Here is a 17,997-nt window from a genome sequence, read left to right on the forward strand (position 1 = left end):
ACATAACGCACAAAAAAAACACACAGTTGATTCATAATTGCACATACCATATTTTTTTATAACAAAAAATATATTCAAATTACTGTTTTTATTAAATTTTAACATTTATACGTTTTATAAAATTTATTTATGATTTAGTGAAAAACCACCAATTAGTTTATTTTTTAAACAAAAAGTATAAAAAGATAAAAACCAAACCTGACCATAAGTTCCAAATTGACGCATTTTTACCCATACCTCAATTTTCATATCCCCTACTTATATAGCTAATAAACATTGTGATTAAAACAACATTTTAATTTTATAAAATACTTATTTTTCAATAATTTAAAATTTTAACAACCCGTTAAAAACAAATTGGCATCGCTATTGCTTAAACCTAGCCAGCAATCTTGCTAAATACAAAAAAAGGATTACTTTTACTATGATAAAGAACAAAAATGCTAAGGTGGTGGCCAAGCCGTCAGTTAGCAAAGCCATTCTTAAATTAAGTACACTTAGTTTAAGTATGATGTGCTTGTCTTTAGCTCATGCCGAAGAAACAGAAAGTACAGAACTACAAGAACAACCGGTAAAAGTTGCCAAAGTTACAGTTACAGGATCTTCAATTAAAGGGGTCTCCGCGCAAAGTGCTTCCCCAATTACCATTATTAAAGGCGAAGACCTCACCAATCAGGGGATTACCACCGTCGAAGAAGCATTGACCAAAGTCAGTGCCAACCAAGCAGGCTATTCAACTGCACAAAACGTCGGGGCAAGCAGTACCGAAGGCTCATCGGCCAACTTACGCGCCTTGGGTACAGATAAGACACTGGTGCTGCTCAATGGCCGCCGACTTGCCTATAGCCCTTTCAGTACCTCCACCACCAACCTGAATATCATTCCAATGGCAATGATTGATCGGATTGAAATTCTGCGTGATGGTGCTTCTGCGGTATATGGTGCCGATGCAATTGCTGGGGTGATTAACTTCATTACCAAAAAAAGTTATGAGGGTTTAAGTATTAGTGGCGGTCTGATTCAACCGGAACAATCAGGCGGTGATAAACAAGACATTCAAATCTTTGGTGGTTATGGCGATCTAGATGAACAAGGCTTTAATGTTTTTGGCGTGGTGGACTATCGTCGTTCTAATGACATTATGGCAAAAGATCGGAAAGTCAGTGAACGTGGTGGATTATTACCAGAACTCGGTATTGATGCCAGTTCTGCCAATGGTTTTCCCGCAAACTTCTATGATCCCACCAGTGGCACACTCGCGAATCCTTATGGCAATAGCAACTGTAATAACACACCGAATGTCGTAGCGGATGGTGGGCTCTGTTATCTCAACACTCAAGCCCTCATTGGGATTGTACCTGAATCAGAAACCCTTTCTGCCATGGGTCGAGGTACGCTCAAACTCAGTGATACCTTCAATGCCATTGGTGAATATATTTATTCTCACAGTGAAGTGACTACCTCAATTGCACCCGATGTCTATAGTCGCTCAGTCACCTTACCTTCTACCAGTCCTTATTACCCAGGCAATGGCATTACCCCCGCGGTCAGCGGTTTAAGTGGCGATCCACTGCAACTGTACTTACGTTCGCAAGGGGGTAACCGTGTTTCACAATCGGTGAATGAATCGCACCGTGCTTTTGCAGGCATTGAGGGTGAAGCTTATGGCTGGGATGTCAATGCAGGAGTCACCTACGCCAAAAGTGAAGCCACCGACAGTTTTGTGAGTGGCTATTTGAACCGCAGCAAATTACAGGCCGCTTTAAATGATGGCTTGATTAACCCCTTTGGTGCCAGTGCTGACCCAAGCTTATGGAATTCCTTTGCTGTGACGGGTGACTCAAATATTGCCAGTCTAGATTCGACCACGGTTGATTTCACATTCAGCCGTCCAATATTTACTTTACCCGCCGGTGATGTCGGCTTTGCGATTGGCGGTAGCTTCACCACTCAAGATTGGGAATCCAAAGTCAATGCAGAAGTAGTCAGCCAAGTCCCGAGCAGCGGTATTGATCCAGATGAACCCGTAAATAAGGGTGACCGTGATATTAAAGCAGTATTTACTGAATTCCAGATTCCAATTACCAAAACCTTAGAAGCACAACTGGCCGCCCGATATGATGACTACAGCGACTTTGGCGATACCTTTAATCCCAAAATTGCCTTTCGTTGGGAACCTTTAAAACAATTGATGTTACGTACTTCTTACAGCACAGGTTTCCGTGCGCCAAGCCTGTGGGAAATGAATGCACCACAAAGCCAAACCTACACTGGGGCAAAATATGATGACCCTGTGCTCTGCCCAGGTGGAGTTGCCAACTCTCCCCAATACCAAACCGAATGTAATACCCAATTCATGCGTATGCAGGGTGGCTCATCCGACTTAGAACCAGAAGAATCCACCTCATTTAATGCAGGCTTCGTATTTGAACCGATGAAGAATCTGGTGTTCACCCTCGATTACTACAATATCGAAATTGAAAATCTGATTGGTCTGATTGGTGAAACCACTATTTTCTCTGACCCAGTGAAATATGCGGACCGCTTTGTACGTGATTCCGATGGACGTATTGAATACATCAACACCACGCTGGTGAATATGGGCGGCATTAAAACCGAAGGTTTAGATGTCTCCCTCAACTATCAAACAGCAATGACAGCGACTGGTCGCTTTGGCTTTGGCATTGATGGTACCTACATCATGAAATATGACCGTCAAGAAGAAAAAGGTGGTGAATGGGAAAGTGTAGTTGGAACTTATGATGATCCAGCGATATTACGCTGGAAACACGTCGCCAACATTAACTGGAGTTATGAAAACTGGAAGCTGATCTTCGAACAAGAATTCTTCCGTGGTTATGACGATCAAAATGCCACAGGTGATGATGCCTATGATCACCACAAAGTCAGCGATTACACGCTCTATAACATTTCTGGCACCTATAAAGGCTTTAAAAACTTAGAATTGACTGCGGGTATTAAAAACATGTTTGATGCTGAACCAGCCGCATCGAACGTACTGGACAACTTCCAATACGGCTATGACCCACGCTATAGCGATCCAACTGGACGTGCTTACTTCTTGCGGGGGACTTACAAATTCTAATTGGCGTTCTGCCCATCCTCACTTGAAATCCTCCAGCGAGTCAGGATGGGCACAACATTTAATCCTTCATTTAGCCAAACAACAAATAGCGTCAATCCGTCCATCTTTCATGAGCAGTGCTGCGTGAACGATTTATTGTTTGTCTCAAATTTCAGGAGTAACAATGGGCACGAGTTTCACAGATTTAGAGAACAATTCAGCCAAACGCCTGATTGGTATTGGGGCAGTCATTTTTCTGCATCTTATTATTTTTTATGCCCTTATGGCAGGTTTATCCAAAACCGTCCATAAGCCAGAAGAACAAACGGTGGAATTGATGATTATTCAAGATAAACCACCTGAACCCGAAAAACCAAAACCGAAAGAGATTCCACCTGAACCTGAAAAGCCAGTAGAAAAAGTCGAGCGCGTACAAAAAGCCGCCCCCGTCACTCCAACACAACCCGTAAAAGCGACAACTGCAACGCCAACGGCAGCCGTTTCTCCGAGTCCTGTGGCAGCACCTGCACCTGTGGTCGCTGCTGCTACACCAGCTCCAGTAGCCAAACCCACAGGTGTGACTCGTGGTGTATCTCGTGGCGAAGCAGGTTGCAAGTCACCCGATTATCCGCGAGATGCATTAATGAATGAAGAACAAGGAGCGGTCACGATTTCTGTACTGGTCGGCACCAATGGCAAGGTCATAGACACTAAAGTCAAAAAATCCAGTGGTAGTAAAAATTTAGACCATGCAGCTTCCAAGGCTTTCAGTCTCTGTAGCTTTAAACCTGCAATGAAAGATGGTGAAGCACAAGAGTCTTGGTATGACATTCCCTACGAATTTGTCTTGGAATAATCAATTAAAAAACAAAATTGGAGCATATTGATGAATAAAATGATGAAACCTGTAAAAAACATCGCAATGGCCAGCTTATTTGCAGCAAGCACGCTACTTCCTATTCATTCGGCATTTGCAGAAGATACAGCCCCTGCTACCACCACGACTACAACATCAAGCAATACAACTGCTACACCACAACCTCCAGCAAAAGCTGATGCCGAACCCGCTTATAACCCTTATGGCTTAGAAGCCATGTGGAAAGAAGGCGACATGGTGGCAAAAACCACCCTGTTTATTCTGGTCATGATGTCGATTGGCACTTGGTACATCATGATTACCAAACTGCTGCAACAATCCAAAATTAAAGGACAAGGACGTAAAGCCGATGCGGAGTTTTGGGATGCCAGCACCCTAGAAAGTGCGACAGAAAGTTTAGACAAAGAAAGTGTATTTCGGTTTATTGCAGAAAAAGGCATTCATTCCACCCAAAACCATGAAGGTACATTATTAGAACGCATTGACTTCAATACTTGGGTGACCATTTCCATCCAACGCGCGATTGACAAAATTCAAAGCCACTTAAGCGGTGGATTGGCTTTTCTAGCAACAGTTGGATCTACTGCACCATTTGTCGGCTTGTTTGGTACGGTGTGGGGAATTTACCACGCACTGACTGCGATTGGCATGTCTGGTCAAGCCTCTATCGACAAAGTGGCAGGTCCAGTTGGTGAAGCGTTAATTATGACGGCAATTGGTCTAGCGGTAGCGGTTCCAGCTGTACTGGGCTACAACTGGTTAACCCGTCGCAACAAAGCCGTGATGGAAAATGTACGTAGCTTTGGCTCCGATTTGCACACCGTTTTACTGAGTGGTGAGATCAGCAGTAATCCGAATCATAAAAAAGTCGTAAATAAATAAAAAAGAGGACTTCAAGCATGGGCATGATGGTCAGTTCAGATGACAGTGAAGATGATGTAATCGGCACCATTAATACCACCCCACTGGTGGATATTATGCTGGTTTTGCTGATTATTTTCCTGATTACAGTACCCGTTGCCATTCATACAGTGCCAGTAAAATTGCCAGAGGAAAAAAACATGCCTTATGCCAATAAGCCTGAAAATATTCAACTGGCAGTGAATAAAAATGGCGATGTATTTTGGAATGAAAAATATATTGGAGATAAAGCTACTTTACTCACACGATTACAAGCAGAAGCGCAAAAGCGCCCACAACCTGAAGTACATATTCGCGGTGATCAGCTCACACACTTCGAAGCCATTGATCAAGTCATCAATGCCACCAAACAGGCAGGAATTGGCAAAATTGCTTTTGTCACCACTCCGCCTTCTTCACCTTAATCGTGTGCGAAGGAGAAAGTTATGGGTATAAATGTTGGCTCAAATGATGACGATGATGTAATGCTTGATGTCAACATGACACCATTAATTGATGTCATGTTGGTGTTGATTATTATGTTTATTATCACCATCCCAATTCCAAATAATGCCATCAATATTAATTTGCCGAATGGTGCTCCGCCACCACAAAGCAATGAAAAACCACCTGAAATCATCAATCTCAAATTAGATGCACAAGGAAAAATCTTTTGGAATGGTCAACCTGTAGAGAATAAGCAGGCTTTAGAAAACTTATTTATGACGGTGTCAAAAAAGTCCGAACAAGACCAAATTAAACTCCAGCCCGACCGTATGACTGAGTACAAACAAGTCGCGATGGTTATGGCGATGGCTCAACGTCTGAATATCAGCAAAATTGGGATTGAAAGTAACGCGACACTTTAATCTTGTCAGAAATAATCCGCATTTCCTGTTATTTGAAATGCGGTTTTTTCTTTTAAAGATATAGATACTGACTTAAGTATATTCAACAGAATCTTGGTAATCCTATTTAAAAAAATTTATTTGTAAATAAAAAATTTAATCTATAAGCATGATTCAGCTAGAAATTAATGCATAAAAAATATTCACTATACAAACCATTCTGTATATAATCCGCTTCGAAATTTAATACTTAATAATTCAATAATTTAACTTAGAGTAATACTAATGAAAAAACTAACTGTTTTAAGTCTTGCTATGTCATTGGCATTTTTAAGTGGATGCGGAGGGGGCTCAAGTGATTCTGCTTCTTCTTCAAATTTATCCTCTTCAAATTCAAGTTCTACAGAAACTACTGAATCTCAATGTAATCGAGGTATCTTACTCAACTCAAAAATTACAGGAACTACTATTTTTGATGAACCTTTATATATTATCGACTATGACTATAAGCTTGAGGAATCTGTTCCCCCTCAAACTGGCTATAATGTAACCGATCAATTGTATAGCGATGAAATTAAACTCAAGGGGCAAATGTTATATATCAACTACAAGCCACTTTATAATATCAGCTTAGAAGAAGTCGAAACTAATATGATGGATATCACCACCAATCATAATATCTTAAATTCATTCGGTCTATTTACGCAAAAATCTTTTAACAAGCAGAATGAAGGTTGGCCTTTAGGTTATCTTTCCTCATCTAAAGGGTTAAATATTTCAACTTCACAATTTAATGACACATGTAATTTTAATGCAGGAAAATTAAATTATGACTTTGAAAAATTTGATCTTTCAGGGAAAAAAATAGCAGATATTTTGCCTAGCAATATCTCAACAGACTACCCAAAAGTTCTAGATTATATTTTCATTAGCGATCAAGTGGGTGGCATCCTCAAAAATAATGCCGATGCGTTTAAAAGCCTCTTAAGCAGTAATGCCACGTTCCCTACTGGTTCATTTGTATATGTGCCAAAAACAGTCATCTATGACGAAAACCAATTTTATTTTTGGAATGATAATATTTCCGAAGCCAAAAGTTTAACTGAATGGATACAAACGAATTATCCACAAAGTAGTCAGCAATATAAAATCGACAAAATGTTTAATCTGAACGTTGCTTATACTGTAGATACCAATGGTAATAGTATTTATACGGGTGCAGATCCAGCAATTGAAAAAGATGGCAAAATCTATGATGGTGAATGGGACATGAAAGGTGACATCATCTCACCGAATTACGGGGAAAACATTGGCACTTGGGTCAATTATGAATCCAAAGGTAGCTATACCTTATTTAATAAAGCTGGTCATGATTTTATTACCCAACAAATTCTAGCTTATTATCACTAAACTAATAGACTAAATTCATAGCACTATTACAAGGTTTCATCAAACTCGATGAAACCTTTTTCAAATAAATCACAACACTGGAATATCAATCCATTGTGCTTCTGGGAAATGCTGCGCCAAATAAGTTTTAAGATATTCCGCTGTATCTTTAGAAATGATAGGGTCTTGCGATTCATCATTTAAGTTATAGGCCAATGCATATAAAGACAAACCGCGTGCTTTTAAGGCTTCCAGACTCAATATGGTATGGTTAATGCTGCCTAAACGTCCTGAACTGACCAAAATTACTGGGAATTTTTTTTCTGCCAGATAATCAATCGTCAGCAATTCGGTCGTCAAAGGCACCATTAAGCCGCCCGCGCCTTCCAGTAACACCACTTCAAATTTATCCGCCAACTGCTGCGTTGCATGTTCAATCTTGGCAAAATCAATCTCACGGCCATCGATTTTCGTGGCTAGATGTGGAGAAGCTGGATAGGTAAAAATTTCAGGCATGGTCAGTTTGCTGTCATCTTCTGGCAAGAAACCTGTACCCATAATTTCACGATGCTGCTCAATATCTTCAGACACATCCACATTGCCAGTTTGAATCAACTTTTGGGTAATAGTGCGTTGACCTTCGGCATTCCATAATTTCGCCAAATATCCAGTGGCGTAAGTTTTGCCAATACCCGTATCAATACCACTCACAAAATAGATGTCTGCGGTCATGTTGTTCTCCGTGCAATACAATAAATTGGGTGATAGCTTAAGCAATAGTGCAACTGCCCAAATTCATCAATCTGTGAAAATTGTTGATAATCTTGATAAAACTTTTGCAGCGATTGTTTGGTCCAACGATAGTGCACGCTGGTTGCCGTTACCCCTGTTGCTTTTAAATGTTTGAGCACCTGTTTAGGATGGGCAAAATTTAACGTACTGACCTGCTCACTCAACTGCAAAATTTCAAAACCCGCCTGCTCTAAGGCTTGCTGCAATTCTGGTAAAGTGGGATAGTGCAAGCCTTGTCCTGTTAAGGCTTTAATTTCTTTTAAATTGTTCTGCCCAAAAATCGAAAAACAGAAATAACCTTGCGGGAGTAACGCCTGTGCCACGCGATGAAACATGGCAGGCAAATCCGTCATCCACTGTAATGCTGAACTGGAAGTCACCAGATTCAAATCTTGCGGCAAATCCAATTGCTCGATATCACCAATCAACCATTCAATCTGCGCTTGCTGTGGAAAATGTTGTTGTACCTCAGCATACAGATCATTCAGAATCAGGTGATCTATGTGCAAATTTTGCATGAGCAAATGGCTTAAATTACCCGAGCCACAACCAATTTCTAACACACGTGCTTGTGGCTTTGCAGGCAAATAATTCAGCATCAATTGCATTAAATGCTGACAAATTTGCTTTTGTACCACAGCATGTTCGCTATAGCTTTGTCCCGCCTGTGCAAAGCGCAAGGCCACACGGGATTTATCTATTTGAGATGGATTCACCACTAAAACTCATAACAAAGCGATAAACTGATCCAGTTCATCTTGCTGAAATTGTGTATTTAAACAAATACGTAAACGTGAACTTTGCACAGGCACCGTTGGTGGACGCACTGGCATAATATAAAAACCTGCCTGTTGTAACTGCACTGCAGTATCGACGGTTTTTTGCGACTCACCAATAATGACAGGCACAATATGGCTGGTCGACGGACAAGCATACCCTTTTGCCCGTACGGCTTGTTGTAAATAAGTGCTTAATTGCTGTAAATGCTGACGACTGGCGTTCAAATTACGCATTTTCTGGAAAATAAAATTGGTCCATGCCATACAAATTGGGGGCTGGGCGGTGCTAAAAATCAGTGATCGCATTCGATTAATCAAAAACTCACGAATTATCGGATGGCAAATCAGGTAGCCACCTACAGACGCCATAGCTTTACCAAAAGTCCCGACCAAAAAGTCAATTTGCTCGATGACTTGATACTGTTCAGCACAGCCAAGACCTTGCTCACCGCGTACCCCGATGGCATGCGCTTCATCCACATATAGCATGACTTTGGCAAATTGGGATTTAATGCGAGCCAACGATGCCAAATCCGTTTCATCGCCATCCATACTGAAAATGGATTCAGTCACCACAATGATTCGATCATAGGCCGCATCATCATGGTATTTCTGTAATAACTGCTGCAAATGCTGCAAGTCATTATGGCGATAACGTACATATTTAGCAGATGAAAGACGAATCCCATCAATCATACTGGCATGGACCAGTTTATCGGCCAGAATTAAGGTTTTGGCATCGCTAACTGCGGGTAAAATCCCGATATTCATATGATAGCCACTGTTAAACAACAGCGCGGCACGTCCAGCAAAAGCCTGACTCAAGCTGGCTTCAAGCTGTTCATATTCCGGAAAATTTCCGGTCAGTAAGCGCGAAGAAGAGGCACTCATGACCCGCTGTGCATTCGGGGTTTCATCAAAAAACTGTTCGCGTAAGCTCAGATCTGAAGCCAAACCCAAATAGTCATTAGAAGCCAAATTCAACATCCGACGCTGTTGAATTTCAATCCATTTGCCCTGTTGGGTATTGGAAGTAAATTGACGTAAATTGCCCTGCTGTTTCAGCTCATTCAGTTGCGCTGCATAATGGTCTAACAAATTCATGCCGCTTCCTCTTGCATATGACGCACTACATCGACTAATTCGGTCAACAAGGTATCTAACTGTGCTTCTGAAATCACATACGGTGGCATCACATACACCAGTTTGCCAAATGGACGAACCCAAATGCCACGTTTAACAAACTCTTGTTGCAGGGTTTTCATATCAACATTGAATTTCAACTCAACCACACCAATTGCCCCCAACACTCGCACATCCTGTACATAACTGAGTTGCGCTAATGGCGCTAAATGCTGCTGCAACTGCTGTCCAATGCGTTGAATGGTGCTTTGCCAATCTTGTGAGACCAAAAGCTGCGTACTGCGAAGTGCCACTGCACAAGCCAAAGGATTTGCCATAAAGGTTGGACCATGCATAAACACGCCGGCTTCACCCTGAGAAATGGTCTCTGCCACATGTTTCGAGGTTAAGGTTGCAGACAGGGTCATATAGCCGCCCGTTAAGCCTTTACCAATACACATAATATCGGGTTCTACCTGTGCATGTTCCCAGGCAAAGAGTTTACCTGTACGCCCAAAACCAGTGGCAATCTCGTCAAAAATCAACAGCACTTGATATTGTTCACACAGCAGTTTGGCTTGGCGTAAATATTCAGGATGATAGAAGCGCATGCCGCCTGCACCCTGCACAATCGGTTCAAGAATCAGTCCTGCAATCGTGTCATGCTGTTGCTTTAAGACTTGTTCTAATTCGGCAATATCGGCAGCATCCCAGTCTTGATCAAAGCGGACTTGCGGCGCAGGAACAAAAATACGATTCGGCAAGCTACTGCCAAAAATCTGATGCATACCCGTCACTGGGTCACACACCGACATGGCATTCCAAGTATCGCCGTGATAGCCTGAGCGTGGCGTGACAAAATTGGTTTTGGCTGTTTTGCCCTGTGAGGTCCAGTATTGCACGGCCATTTTCAAGGCAACTTCGACCGCCACAGAACCTGAATCGGCATAAAAGATTTTATCTAAACTCGGTGGGGTAATCTCTAATAACAGTTTGCCCAGCTCGATCGCCGGATCATGGGTAAAGCCACCAAACATAATATGCGACATATTTTGCAGTTGATCGGTGACGGCCTGATTCAATTCTGGGTGATTATAACCATGAATCGCACACCACCATGAAGACATGCCATCAAGCAACTGACGCCCATCATCTAACTCAATCACTGCGCCATAGGCTTTTTTCACCTTAAAAGTCGGCAGTGGATTAGTCATAGAGGTATAAGGATGCCAGATATGTTCAAGGTCAAATAAATCGGTCATCCATAACTCCTGTGGCGTACTCATTTTTTACAATATCGGCTATCTTAAACCTGCAAGTTTCTAAAAAACATTGCGAGAATGGTCATTCCTAGACAGCCTGAACGGACTCTTGCAGAAAATCAGCAATAATTTGCAAAGTTTGTTCTGCTTCAAAGCATGGAAAGCCATGTGAAACATGATCAATACACATAATTTTTGTATTTTCTGCAAGTAATTGCTGCATATTTTCAACAATTTCACTTGGAACTAGCGCATCTTGTGCTGCAAACAGGTGTAATTGTCTTCCTGTATAATGCGCTAAAGTTTCAGTTAAATTCAACTGCTCTAATAACACTAAACCCTGCTCCAACAGTGAAACTGATTGAGGCTTAATCATTTTTTGCATTTGCACAAAATCTTTCTTGGCAGAATCTGCGCCTTGGCAGACTAAAAAACCAAAGCGTTTTAGGGTGCTAATCGCATCTTGCTGGAATGACTGCTTAAACTGGATAAACGTTTCCTGTGGCATGGCCGTGTCCCAACTCGGTTGCACCACAAAACAAGGATTCGATGCCAAAGTAATCAAGGTTTTCTGTTGTGAAAATTGCTGCTGAAGTTGTTGAACCAATAAGGTGGCTAACTGACCGCCCAGTGACCAGCCCATAATCACCTCAAAACCACGCGCATGTTCGACTTGTTGTTGCAGCGTTTCAGGGTCTAATGCATTAAAAATATTGAGCAGTTCGACCTGATGCCCGTGCTGTTGCAGTTTTTGCTGTAAGGGTTCTAACAGTTGCGTACCACCACCCCAACCTGTGATGAGTAAAATACTTGTGCTCAAGGTTTTGCTCTACGAATCAAACTTTGTCGAGCAGTATAACGACTTTTATTTTTAGACTGAGCTGCATTTCCTATCATTCTGCAACTGTAAAGTCACACATCTGAAACAGTAGGCGGGTTGTATTTCAGGCAGTTTGATTGCCGTATCTGCCATGTCAACGATCTATTTTCTTACACTCAGCATAAGCATTCTTTGCTAAGATAAAACATTCAGTCCATCAAAAATCAGAAAAAATATGCATTTGAACCAACTGTGCCGTGTCGGTTTCCTGAGCATCAGCTGTACCATCGGTAGCTATACGCTCAGTCATGCCGAAAACGCTGTCTTTTCTAAATCGAATTCAAGCCAAAAACAATGGGTTGGGCAAACCGCACCGACTTTCAAGCTACAAGACCAAAATGGTAAATGGCACGACTCCAAACAATACCGTGGTCAATGGATGGTCTTGTATTTCTATCCCAAAGATGACTCTCCTGGTTGCACCCAAGAAGCCAATCAGTTTAAAGCGCTCTATCCCAAATTCTTAAAGTCCAATGCCGTGGTGCTAGGCGTGAGTCTAGATGATGTAAAGTCGCATCAAAAATTTTCCAGCAAATTGGGACTGCCTTTTCCGATTTTGGCCGATCAAAAGCAACAGCTTGCAGGACAATTCGGCATCGTGCGTAACTTTGGTGTGGCACAAATTGCCAAACGGGAAACATTCTTGGTCGATCCACAAGGCACGATTGTTTATCACTACAGCAGCGTAAACACCCAGACCCATGCCAATCAGGTGCTCACGGATATTCAGAAGTTTTCAAAAAAGTAAAAATTTGGCACATAAAAAAAGGTTTTCAAACTCAAGTCTGAAAACCTTTTTGAAATGAAGCGACGTGCTTACATTTGCGATTGAATATAGTTTTGCAAGCCAATCAATTCGATAAGGCGAATCTGTTTTTCTAACCAGTAAGTATGATCTTCTTCCGTGTCAGACATTTGCTGACGCAACATATCTCGGGTGACATAGTCCCCTTTTTCTTCCGCCAATTTCACGCCTTGCGCCAGTTTCTCACGGACATGATATTCCAGCGCCAAGTCGGCTTTTAAGCAGCTCACCACATCTTGACCGACATCAATATCATCACGATTCATATTTGGTGTTCCTTCGAGGAACAATACACGGCGAATGAGGGCATCCGCATGGGAAGCTTCTTCCTGCATTTCATGGTCAATACGTTCGAAGATTTTGCTTAAGCCCCAGTCTTCATACATACGAGAATGAATGAGATATTGATCGCGAGCTGCCAGTTCTCCACCGATCAACATATTTAAATAGTCTACTACTTCTGGATTGCCACGCATCTCGTTATACCCCATACCTTTTTCAAATATTATGGCGACAATTAACTAAGAATGCAAAAGTTAAATTTTGTAAGTTTATGATTTTTATAAAATTAAAATGAGAAACATACGCATTTGCAGTTTAAATTCGCCCATTTTCCACATATAAAATAAGCCTTTGCAGTATTTTGCCTCTTCGGGCAAAGGCTATTTCATGCAGAATTTTGCTTATTTTAAAATTTGTAACTATTTAAAATAGTTCTTATTTCGCCGCATCTTTAAAACATCACGAAGTTTAAATTATCACACCACTATTTTTTATTATTAAAAATAAAAAAGTTACACTCAATTTAGAGCTACGAGCCGCCATTGTTGCATAGTAAGCGTTAAACACACTTTCCAAATATTTTTTATTGATGAGATGATCTATAGTGGCGAAGAAAGTCGTATTTACCTCGCCCAATTGGGTTTTATAAGGCACAGCTACCTCTACGTTGAAATGACGCATCAGTTAGCTACCTGTCCCCCATAAGCAAAGACTTTCATTACATTCGCGTTTACACTATGCCAATACTTAAAACAACAACGGTTGATCTATGACAAACTTAGTAACACAAGCACCTGTACTGGTCACAGGTGCCTCGGGTTATATTGCCAGTTGGGTAATTCAAAAATTATTAACCCAAGGCTATACCGTCCATGCTACTGTCCGTGACCTGAACAAAACGCAAAGCTTCGCGCATTTATCGAAAATTGCAGAAAGCAGTACAGGAACACTCAAACTATTTAAAGCGAATTTGCTCGAACCCAATTCATTTAAAGAAGCCATGCAGGGCTGTGAAATTGTGTTTCATATGGCGTCACCTTTCGTTGTGACCAACTATAAAAATGCCGTGAAGGACATCATTGAACCTGCTGTTTTGGGTACAGAAAATGTTTTAAACACCGTGAATGAAACTGAGTCTGTCAAACGCGTCATTGTCACTTCAAGCATTGCATCGACCTATGGCGATGCCGTGGATATTTTAAAAACTGATCATAATACTTTTGATGAAAGTCACTGGAATACCAGCAGCTCAGAGACCCATCAGCCTTATCCATATTCTAAAGTGATGGCTGAGCGTAAAGCTTGGGAAATGGCAGATGCACAAGAGCGTTGGCAATTGGTTTGCATTAACCCAGCCTTGGTTTTTGGTCGTTCATTAACACCAAATACGCAGTCAGGTTCAATTGAGGTCTTACAACAATTTACCAATGGCTTAACGCTCGCGGGTGTTCCACCCATGTGGAATGGGGTGGTTGATGTTCAAGATGTTGCCGAAGCACATCTACAGGCTGCATTTAATCCCAAAGCAACAGGTCGTTACATCGTCAGTGGCGATACGTTGAGTTTGCTTGAAATTGGTCAATTACTTAAAGCCCATTTTGGTTGGAAGTTTCCATTTCCACGCAATGAATTGCCAAAAACTGCCTTTAAAGTGATTGGTCCGCTCATTGGTTTTAGCCGTGAGTTTGTTGAACTGAATATGGGTTATCCTATTTATTTTGATGCGAGCAAGAGCCAAAAAGAATTAGGCTTACAATATCGTGATGTCAAAGAAAGCTTGATTGAGCACTTTCAACAATTGCTTAACGATGGTGTGATCAAACAATATATTCCGTAATGATCACCATAAAAAAAGACACCTTATCGGTGTCTTTTTTTATTTCATACGAATCAAAAATCTAAGCCTCTAACTGACCATAATCTTGCATCAGTTGAATAAACTCAGCTTCGTTGATCACAGCAATACCAAGCTTCTCCGCTTTATCCAGCTTCGAACCTGCTTTTTCACCCGCAACGACACACTTGGTCTTACTCGATACACTACCACTGACACGTGCGCCCAGTGCTTGCAGGAGCTGTGTGGCTTCATCACGCCCCATGCGACTCAGTGTACCAGTCACCACCCAACTTTCACCATTCAAAGGCTGACGGGTTGGTGCAACTGGTGCGTCCCAGTGTATGCCTGCCGCCAATAACCGCTCTAAAACTTCCAAATTATGCGGGGCTTGGAAAAAGTCATAAATCCACTCTGCGGTGATATTACCGACATCTGGGGTTTTCATTAACGACTCAATGTCGGCTTGTTGTAAGGCTTCAAACGTTTGGAAGGTATTGGCCAACATACGCGCTGTGGTTTCACCCACCCCACGAATCCCCAAGGCGTAAATAAATGCCGCCAAAGTGGTTTTTTTGCTGTTTTCAATCGCATCAATCAGATTTTGAACCGATTTCTCGCCCATTTTTTCAATGGTGAGTAATTTTTCACGATGTTCATGCAAGTGATAAATATCTGCCACATCTTGTAGTAAATCCAGATGCAACAAAGACTCTACCCAACGCTCGCCTAGACCTTCAATATCCATAGCTTTACGCGAAACAAAGTGACGGATGGCTTCAATACGCTGTGCAGCACAATACAAACCGCCAGAGCAACGTGCCAAGGCTTCACCTTCAGGCATCACCACAGGGGAAGCACAAACTGGACACTGTTCGGGTAAATGCACTTCCTGGGTATCATTCGGACGAAACTCAGGCCAAACTTTTTCCACTTTAGGAATCACATCCCCACTGCGATAGACACTGACCGTATCGCCAAGACGTACATCCAAACGGTGAATTTCACCAATATTATGCAAAGTCACATTAGAGACTGTGACCCCACCCACTGCCACAGGATTTAAGCGTGCCACAGGGGTTAGCGTCCCTGTACGCCCCACTTGCCAGTCAATATGTTCAACCGTGGTCAAAGCGGCAACCGCAGGGAATTTATAGGCGGTTGCCCAGCGTGGTTCACGACTGAGAAAACCCAACTGCTGTTGCTGTTTTAAATCATTGACCTTGACCACCATCCCGTCAATTTCAACGCTTAAATTCGGACGCTCAAGATTAATTTTTTCATACGCCTGTTGTACCGCTTGAATACTGTCGCAGACAAAATGACGCTCACCCACGGCAAAGCCAAATCCAGCCAACCAGTCCAGACTCTCGGACATGGTTTTCAAGCCATGATTCGGTTCGCATTGCGCAATGCCGTAGGCATAAAATGCCAGTGGACGCGAAGCCGCAATATTCGGATCAAGCTGTCTTAAACTGCCTGCTGCAGCATTACGCGGGTTGGCAAATGTTTTTTCACCTTTGGCTTCGTTTTCAGCATTCAGCTTTTCAAAGCCCGATTTTGGCATCAGTACTTCGCCACGCACTTCGAGCAGACTTGGTATAACGCCTGAAGCATGGCTCAACACTTTCGGAAGGTTACGAATGGTCTTCACATTCTGGGTAATATCTTCACCCGTTTCACCATCACCACGGGTCACCCCGCGCACTAACACGCCATGTTCATACCAGAGCGAAATCGCGAGTCCATCGAACTTTAATTCAACATCATATTCAATTTTTTGGTTTGGTAAGCGCTCTTCAACACGACGTGCAAAAGCAAATAATTCTTCTTGATTAAACACATTGCCCAAAGACAGCATCGGTACCACATGTGTGACCGATTCAAATTTTGCTAAAGGCTTGCCACCGACTTTATGGGTCGGTGTATCGGCTTGTACCCATTCAGGATATTGTTGTTCTAATGCCTTGAGTTGGTGAAATAACTGGTCATACTCACTGTCGGCAATGGTGGGCTGATCCATCACATAGTAGGCATGATTATGCTGTGCCAGAATCTGAATCAGTTGACGCATTTGTGCGACAACAGTGTTTTGCTGAGTCATAGTTTCACCATAAAAAAGGGCGGTTTTTCCGCCCTTCAACAATCTGATCGGTCTATTATAAAAATCAGACCTTAATTTTCAATTTGATTATACCGTAGCTCGCTGATTTGAGCGGTAATCAATTGCTTGATGACGCCAAAATTCACGCAATTGTGCGGTTAATTCCTGCTGATTCTGATCGTAAATTGTGCCATCAATTTCTCGCGCAATCAGGTTAGAAATACTGACCATGGTATCAAAGGCATTTTGCACATCATTATGCGGTAAAGCCAAGAAGAAGGCTAAACCTTTGACTTGCTCATTGGCTAAAGTTTCCAAATCAAATCCTGCCGCACCTTCATCGGTAATTTGTAAGACCGAGAAAGACAGTTTTTGATGTTCTTCGTCATAACGGTGGAAACATGCCATTTCACCATAACGCAAACCATATTTAAGCAGGACTTTCAACATCTTGTCCCCAGTCAAAATGCGACGTTCTGGGTAAATGTTAAAGACAATAAATTCTTCCGCAGTCTGTAAGACACTTTCCTCATCAACACGCTGCTGTTCATGTAAATGTTCATCCAAGATACTGCTTTCTTCATTAAATTCAGTAATCTCGGCTTTTTCTACATGCGGCTGTAAATGTAAGCCTGAATCTGCATCCGCATGTTCTGCTGCGATTGCAGTATTCGGATCAGCTATGGGCGCTTCTGCCGCTGGCACTTGCTGAGTGTTCGCTTCAGTTTGCGTTTGATCTGCAACGGCTACAGGGGCTACTTTATCTTGTTCTACACTCACTGTAGGTTCTGGCTTTTGTTCTGTATCTTCTGCAACAGCAGCTTCATTTAAAGTTGGTTCTACACGCTCTGTAGATTCCGAAGTTTGCAACTGATCACGCACATGACGCGGAATGATAGGAAGTTGACTATCAGAATTCACCTGTAATGCACTTTCAAGGGATGGTGTTGCTTCAGCTGGCTTTTTCAACAGCATGCGTAAACCAACGAATATTATGATTACGGCGATTACGATACCAACTATTGTAGTGACTTCCAT

At 42.1% G+C, this 17,997-nt stretch carries 16 protein-coding genes; 8 read left to right on the forward strand and 8 right to left on the reverse strand.

Annotated features, from left to right (window positions below; translation table 11 throughout):
• Positions 1–424 precede the first annotated feature (424 nt).
• From AC6CHI_RS13735 to AC6CHI_RS13760, 6 genes are all read left to right on the forward strand, one after another.
• The gene (locus tag AC6CHI_RS13735) at positions 425–3,106 is read left to right on the forward strand and encodes a TonB-dependent receptor (protein WP_498121925.1); all 2,682 of its coding nucleotides are present in this window, start codon (positions 425–427) and stop codon (positions 3,104–3,106) included.
• Between the two features lie 163 nt (positions 3,107–3,269).
• Positions 3,270–3,941 carry an energy transducer TonB gene (locus tag AC6CHI_RS13740; protein WP_498121927.1) on the forward strand — a complete coding sequence of 224 codons (672 nt, stop codon included), beginning with the start codon at positions 3,270–3,272 and terminating at the stop codon, positions 3,939–3,941.
• A 30-nt stretch (positions 3,942–3,971) separates the two neighbouring features.
• Entirely contained in the window at positions 3,972–4,844 is an 873-nt protein-coding gene (locus tag AC6CHI_RS13745; RefSeq protein ID WP_498121928.1) for a MotA/TolQ/ExbB proton channel family protein, read from the forward strand.
• 17 nt (positions 4,845–4,861) lie between these two features.
• Positions 4,862–5,287, forward strand: a complete 426-nt coding sequence (locus AC6CHI_RS13750; RefSeq protein ID WP_498121929.1) for an ExbD/TolR family protein — start codon at positions 4,862–4,864, stop codon at positions 5,285–5,287.
• A 21-nt stretch (positions 5,288–5,308) separates the two neighbouring features.
• Positions 5,309–5,731: an ExbD/TolR family protein gene (locus AC6CHI_RS13755; protein WP_498121930.1), complete on the forward strand. Its 423-nt coding sequence runs from the start codon at positions 5,309–5,311 to the stop codon at positions 5,729–5,731.
• A 264-nt stretch (positions 5,732–5,995) separates the two neighbouring features.
• Positions 5,996–7,120 (forward strand): hypothetical protein, encoded by a 1,125-nt coding sequence (locus tag AC6CHI_RS13760; RefSeq protein ID WP_498121931.1) that lies wholly within the window; start codon positions 5,996–5,998, stop codon positions 7,118–7,120.
• A 69-nt stretch (positions 7,121–7,189) separates the two neighbouring features.
• Here AC6CHI_RS13760 and bioD read toward each other — a convergent pair whose 3' ends face one another.
• The 5 genes from bioD to AC6CHI_RS13785 form a co-directional block, all read right to left on the reverse strand.
• A complete protein-coding gene (gene bioD / locus AC6CHI_RS13765; protein WP_498121932.1) occupies positions 7,190–7,831 on the reverse strand; it encodes a dethiobiotin synthase in 642 nt (213 codons plus the stop codon).
• The gene (gene bioC, locus AC6CHI_RS13770) at positions 7,828–8,607 is read right to left on the reverse strand and encodes a malonyl-ACP O-methyltransferase BioC (protein ID WP_498121934.1); all 780 of its coding nucleotides are present in this window, start codon (positions 8,605–8,607) and stop codon (positions 7,828–7,830) included. The genes bioD and bioC overlap by 4 nt, the downstream gene beginning before the upstream one ends.
• Before the next feature lie 9 nt (positions 8,608–8,616).
• The gene (locus AC6CHI_RS13775; protein ID WP_498121935.1) at positions 8,617–9,774 is read right to left on the reverse strand and encodes an 8-amino-7-oxononanoate synthase; all 1,158 of its coding nucleotides are present in this window, start codon (positions 9,772–9,774) and stop codon (positions 8,617–8,619) included.
• Positions 9,771–11,054: an adenosylmethionine--8-amino-7-oxononanoate transaminase gene (gene bioA, locus AC6CHI_RS13780; protein WP_498121937.1), complete on the reverse strand. Its 1,284-nt coding sequence runs from the start codon at positions 11,052–11,054 to the stop codon at positions 9,771–9,773. The genes AC6CHI_RS13775 and bioA overlap by 4 nt, the downstream gene beginning before the upstream one ends.
• A gap of 88 nt (positions 11,055–11,142) precedes the next feature.
• Positions 11,143–11,874, reverse strand: a complete 732-nt coding sequence (locus AC6CHI_RS13785; RefSeq protein ID WP_498121939.1) for an alpha/beta hydrolase family protein — start codon at positions 11,872–11,874, stop codon at positions 11,143–11,145.
• Between the two features lie 235 nt (positions 11,875–12,109).
• On the opposite strand from AC6CHI_RS13785, the gene AC6CHI_RS13790 reads away from it, so the two are divergent.
• Positions 12,110–12,682 carry a peroxiredoxin gene (locus tag AC6CHI_RS13790; RefSeq protein WP_498121940.1) on the forward strand — a complete coding sequence of 191 codons (573 nt, stop codon included), beginning with the start codon at positions 12,110–12,112 and terminating at the stop codon, positions 12,680–12,682.
• Between the two features lie 68 nt (positions 12,683–12,750).
• Here the strand turns inward: AC6CHI_RS13790 and ftn are convergent, their stop codons facing one another.
• Complete coding sequence (gene ftn / locus AC6CHI_RS13795; protein ID WP_458893309.1) at positions 12,751–13,215, reverse strand: heteropolymeric bacterioferritin subunit Ftn; 465 nt, start codon at positions 13,213–13,215, stop codon at positions 12,751–12,753.
• Positions 13,216–13,790: 575 nt separating this feature from the next.
• On the opposite strand from ftn, the gene AC6CHI_RS13800 reads away from it, so the two are divergent.
• The gene (locus AC6CHI_RS13800) at positions 13,791–14,858 is read left to right on the forward strand and encodes an SDR family oxidoreductase (RefSeq protein ID WP_498121942.1); all 1,068 of its coding nucleotides are present in this window, start codon (positions 13,791–13,793) and stop codon (positions 14,856–14,858) included.
• A gap of 61 nt (positions 14,859–14,919) precedes the next feature.
• Here AC6CHI_RS13800 and ligA read toward each other — a convergent pair whose 3' ends face one another.
• Positions 14,920–16,959 carry an NAD-dependent DNA ligase LigA gene (ligA, locus tag AC6CHI_RS13805; protein ID WP_498121944.1) on the reverse strand — a complete coding sequence of 680 codons (2,040 nt, stop codon included), beginning with the start codon at positions 16,957–16,959 and terminating at the stop codon, positions 14,920–14,922.
• 87 nt (positions 16,960–17,046) lie between these two features.
• A complete protein-coding gene (locus AC6CHI_RS13810; protein WP_498121946.1) occupies positions 17,047–17,997 on the reverse strand; it encodes a cell division protein ZipA C-terminal FtsZ-binding domain-containing protein in 951 nt (316 codons plus the stop codon).

This window comes from Acinetobacter sp. GQ146, assembly GCF_059758585.1.

Bases quoted from the DNA above. Each gene is read 5' to 3' on its own strand.
- AC6CHI_RS13750 (WP_498121929.1), top strand. From the start codon at position 4,862: ATGGGCATGATGGTCAGTTCAGATGACAGTGAAGATGATGTAATCGGC.
- AC6CHI_RS13810 (WP_498121946.1), bottom strand. From the start codon at position 17,997: ATGGAAGTCACTACAATAGTTGGTATCGTAATCGCCGTAATCATAATA.
- ftn (WP_458893309.1), bottom strand. From the start codon at position 13,215: ATGCGTGGCAATCCAGAAGTAGTAGACTATTTAAATATGTTGATCGGT.
- AC6CHI_RS13740 (WP_498121927.1), top strand. From the start codon at position 3,270: ATGGGCACGAGTTTCACAGATTTAGAGAACAATTCAGCCAAACGCCTG.
- bioD (WP_498121932.1), bottom strand. From the start codon at position 7,831: ATGACCGCAGACATCTATTTTGTGAGTGGTATTGATACGGGTATTGGC.
- AC6CHI_RS13735 (WP_498121925.1), top strand. From the start codon at position 425: ATGATAAAGAACAAAAATGCTAAGGTGGTGGCCAAGCCGTCAGTTAGC.
- AC6CHI_RS13755 (WP_498121930.1), top strand. From the start codon at position 5,309: ATGGGTATAAATGTTGGCTCAAATGATGACGATGATGTAATGCTTGAT.
- AC6CHI_RS13775 (WP_498121935.1), bottom strand. From the start codon at position 9,774: ATGAATTTGTTAGACCATTATGCAGCGCAACTGAATGAGCTGAAACAG.
- AC6CHI_RS13760 (WP_498121931.1), top strand. From the start codon at position 5,996: ATGAAAAAACTAACTGTTTTAAGTCTTGCTATGTCATTGGCATTTTTA.
- ligA (WP_498121944.1), bottom strand. From the start codon at position 16,959: ATGACTCAGCAAAACACTGTTGTCGCACAAATGCGTCAACTGATTCAG.
- AC6CHI_RS13800 (WP_498121942.1), top strand. From the start codon at position 13,791: ATGACAAACTTAGTAACACAAGCACCTGTACTGGTCACAGGTGCCTCG.
- bioA (WP_498121937.1), bottom strand. From the start codon at position 11,054: ATGACCGATTTATTTGACCTTGAACATATCTGGCATCCTTATACCTCT.
- AC6CHI_RS13745 (WP_498121928.1), top strand. From the start codon at position 3,972: ATGAATAAAATGATGAAACCTGTAAAAAACATCGCAATGGCCAGCTTA.
- AC6CHI_RS13790 (WP_498121940.1), top strand. From the start codon at position 12,110: ATGCATTTGAACCAACTGTGCCGTGTCGGTTTCCTGAGCATCAGCTGT.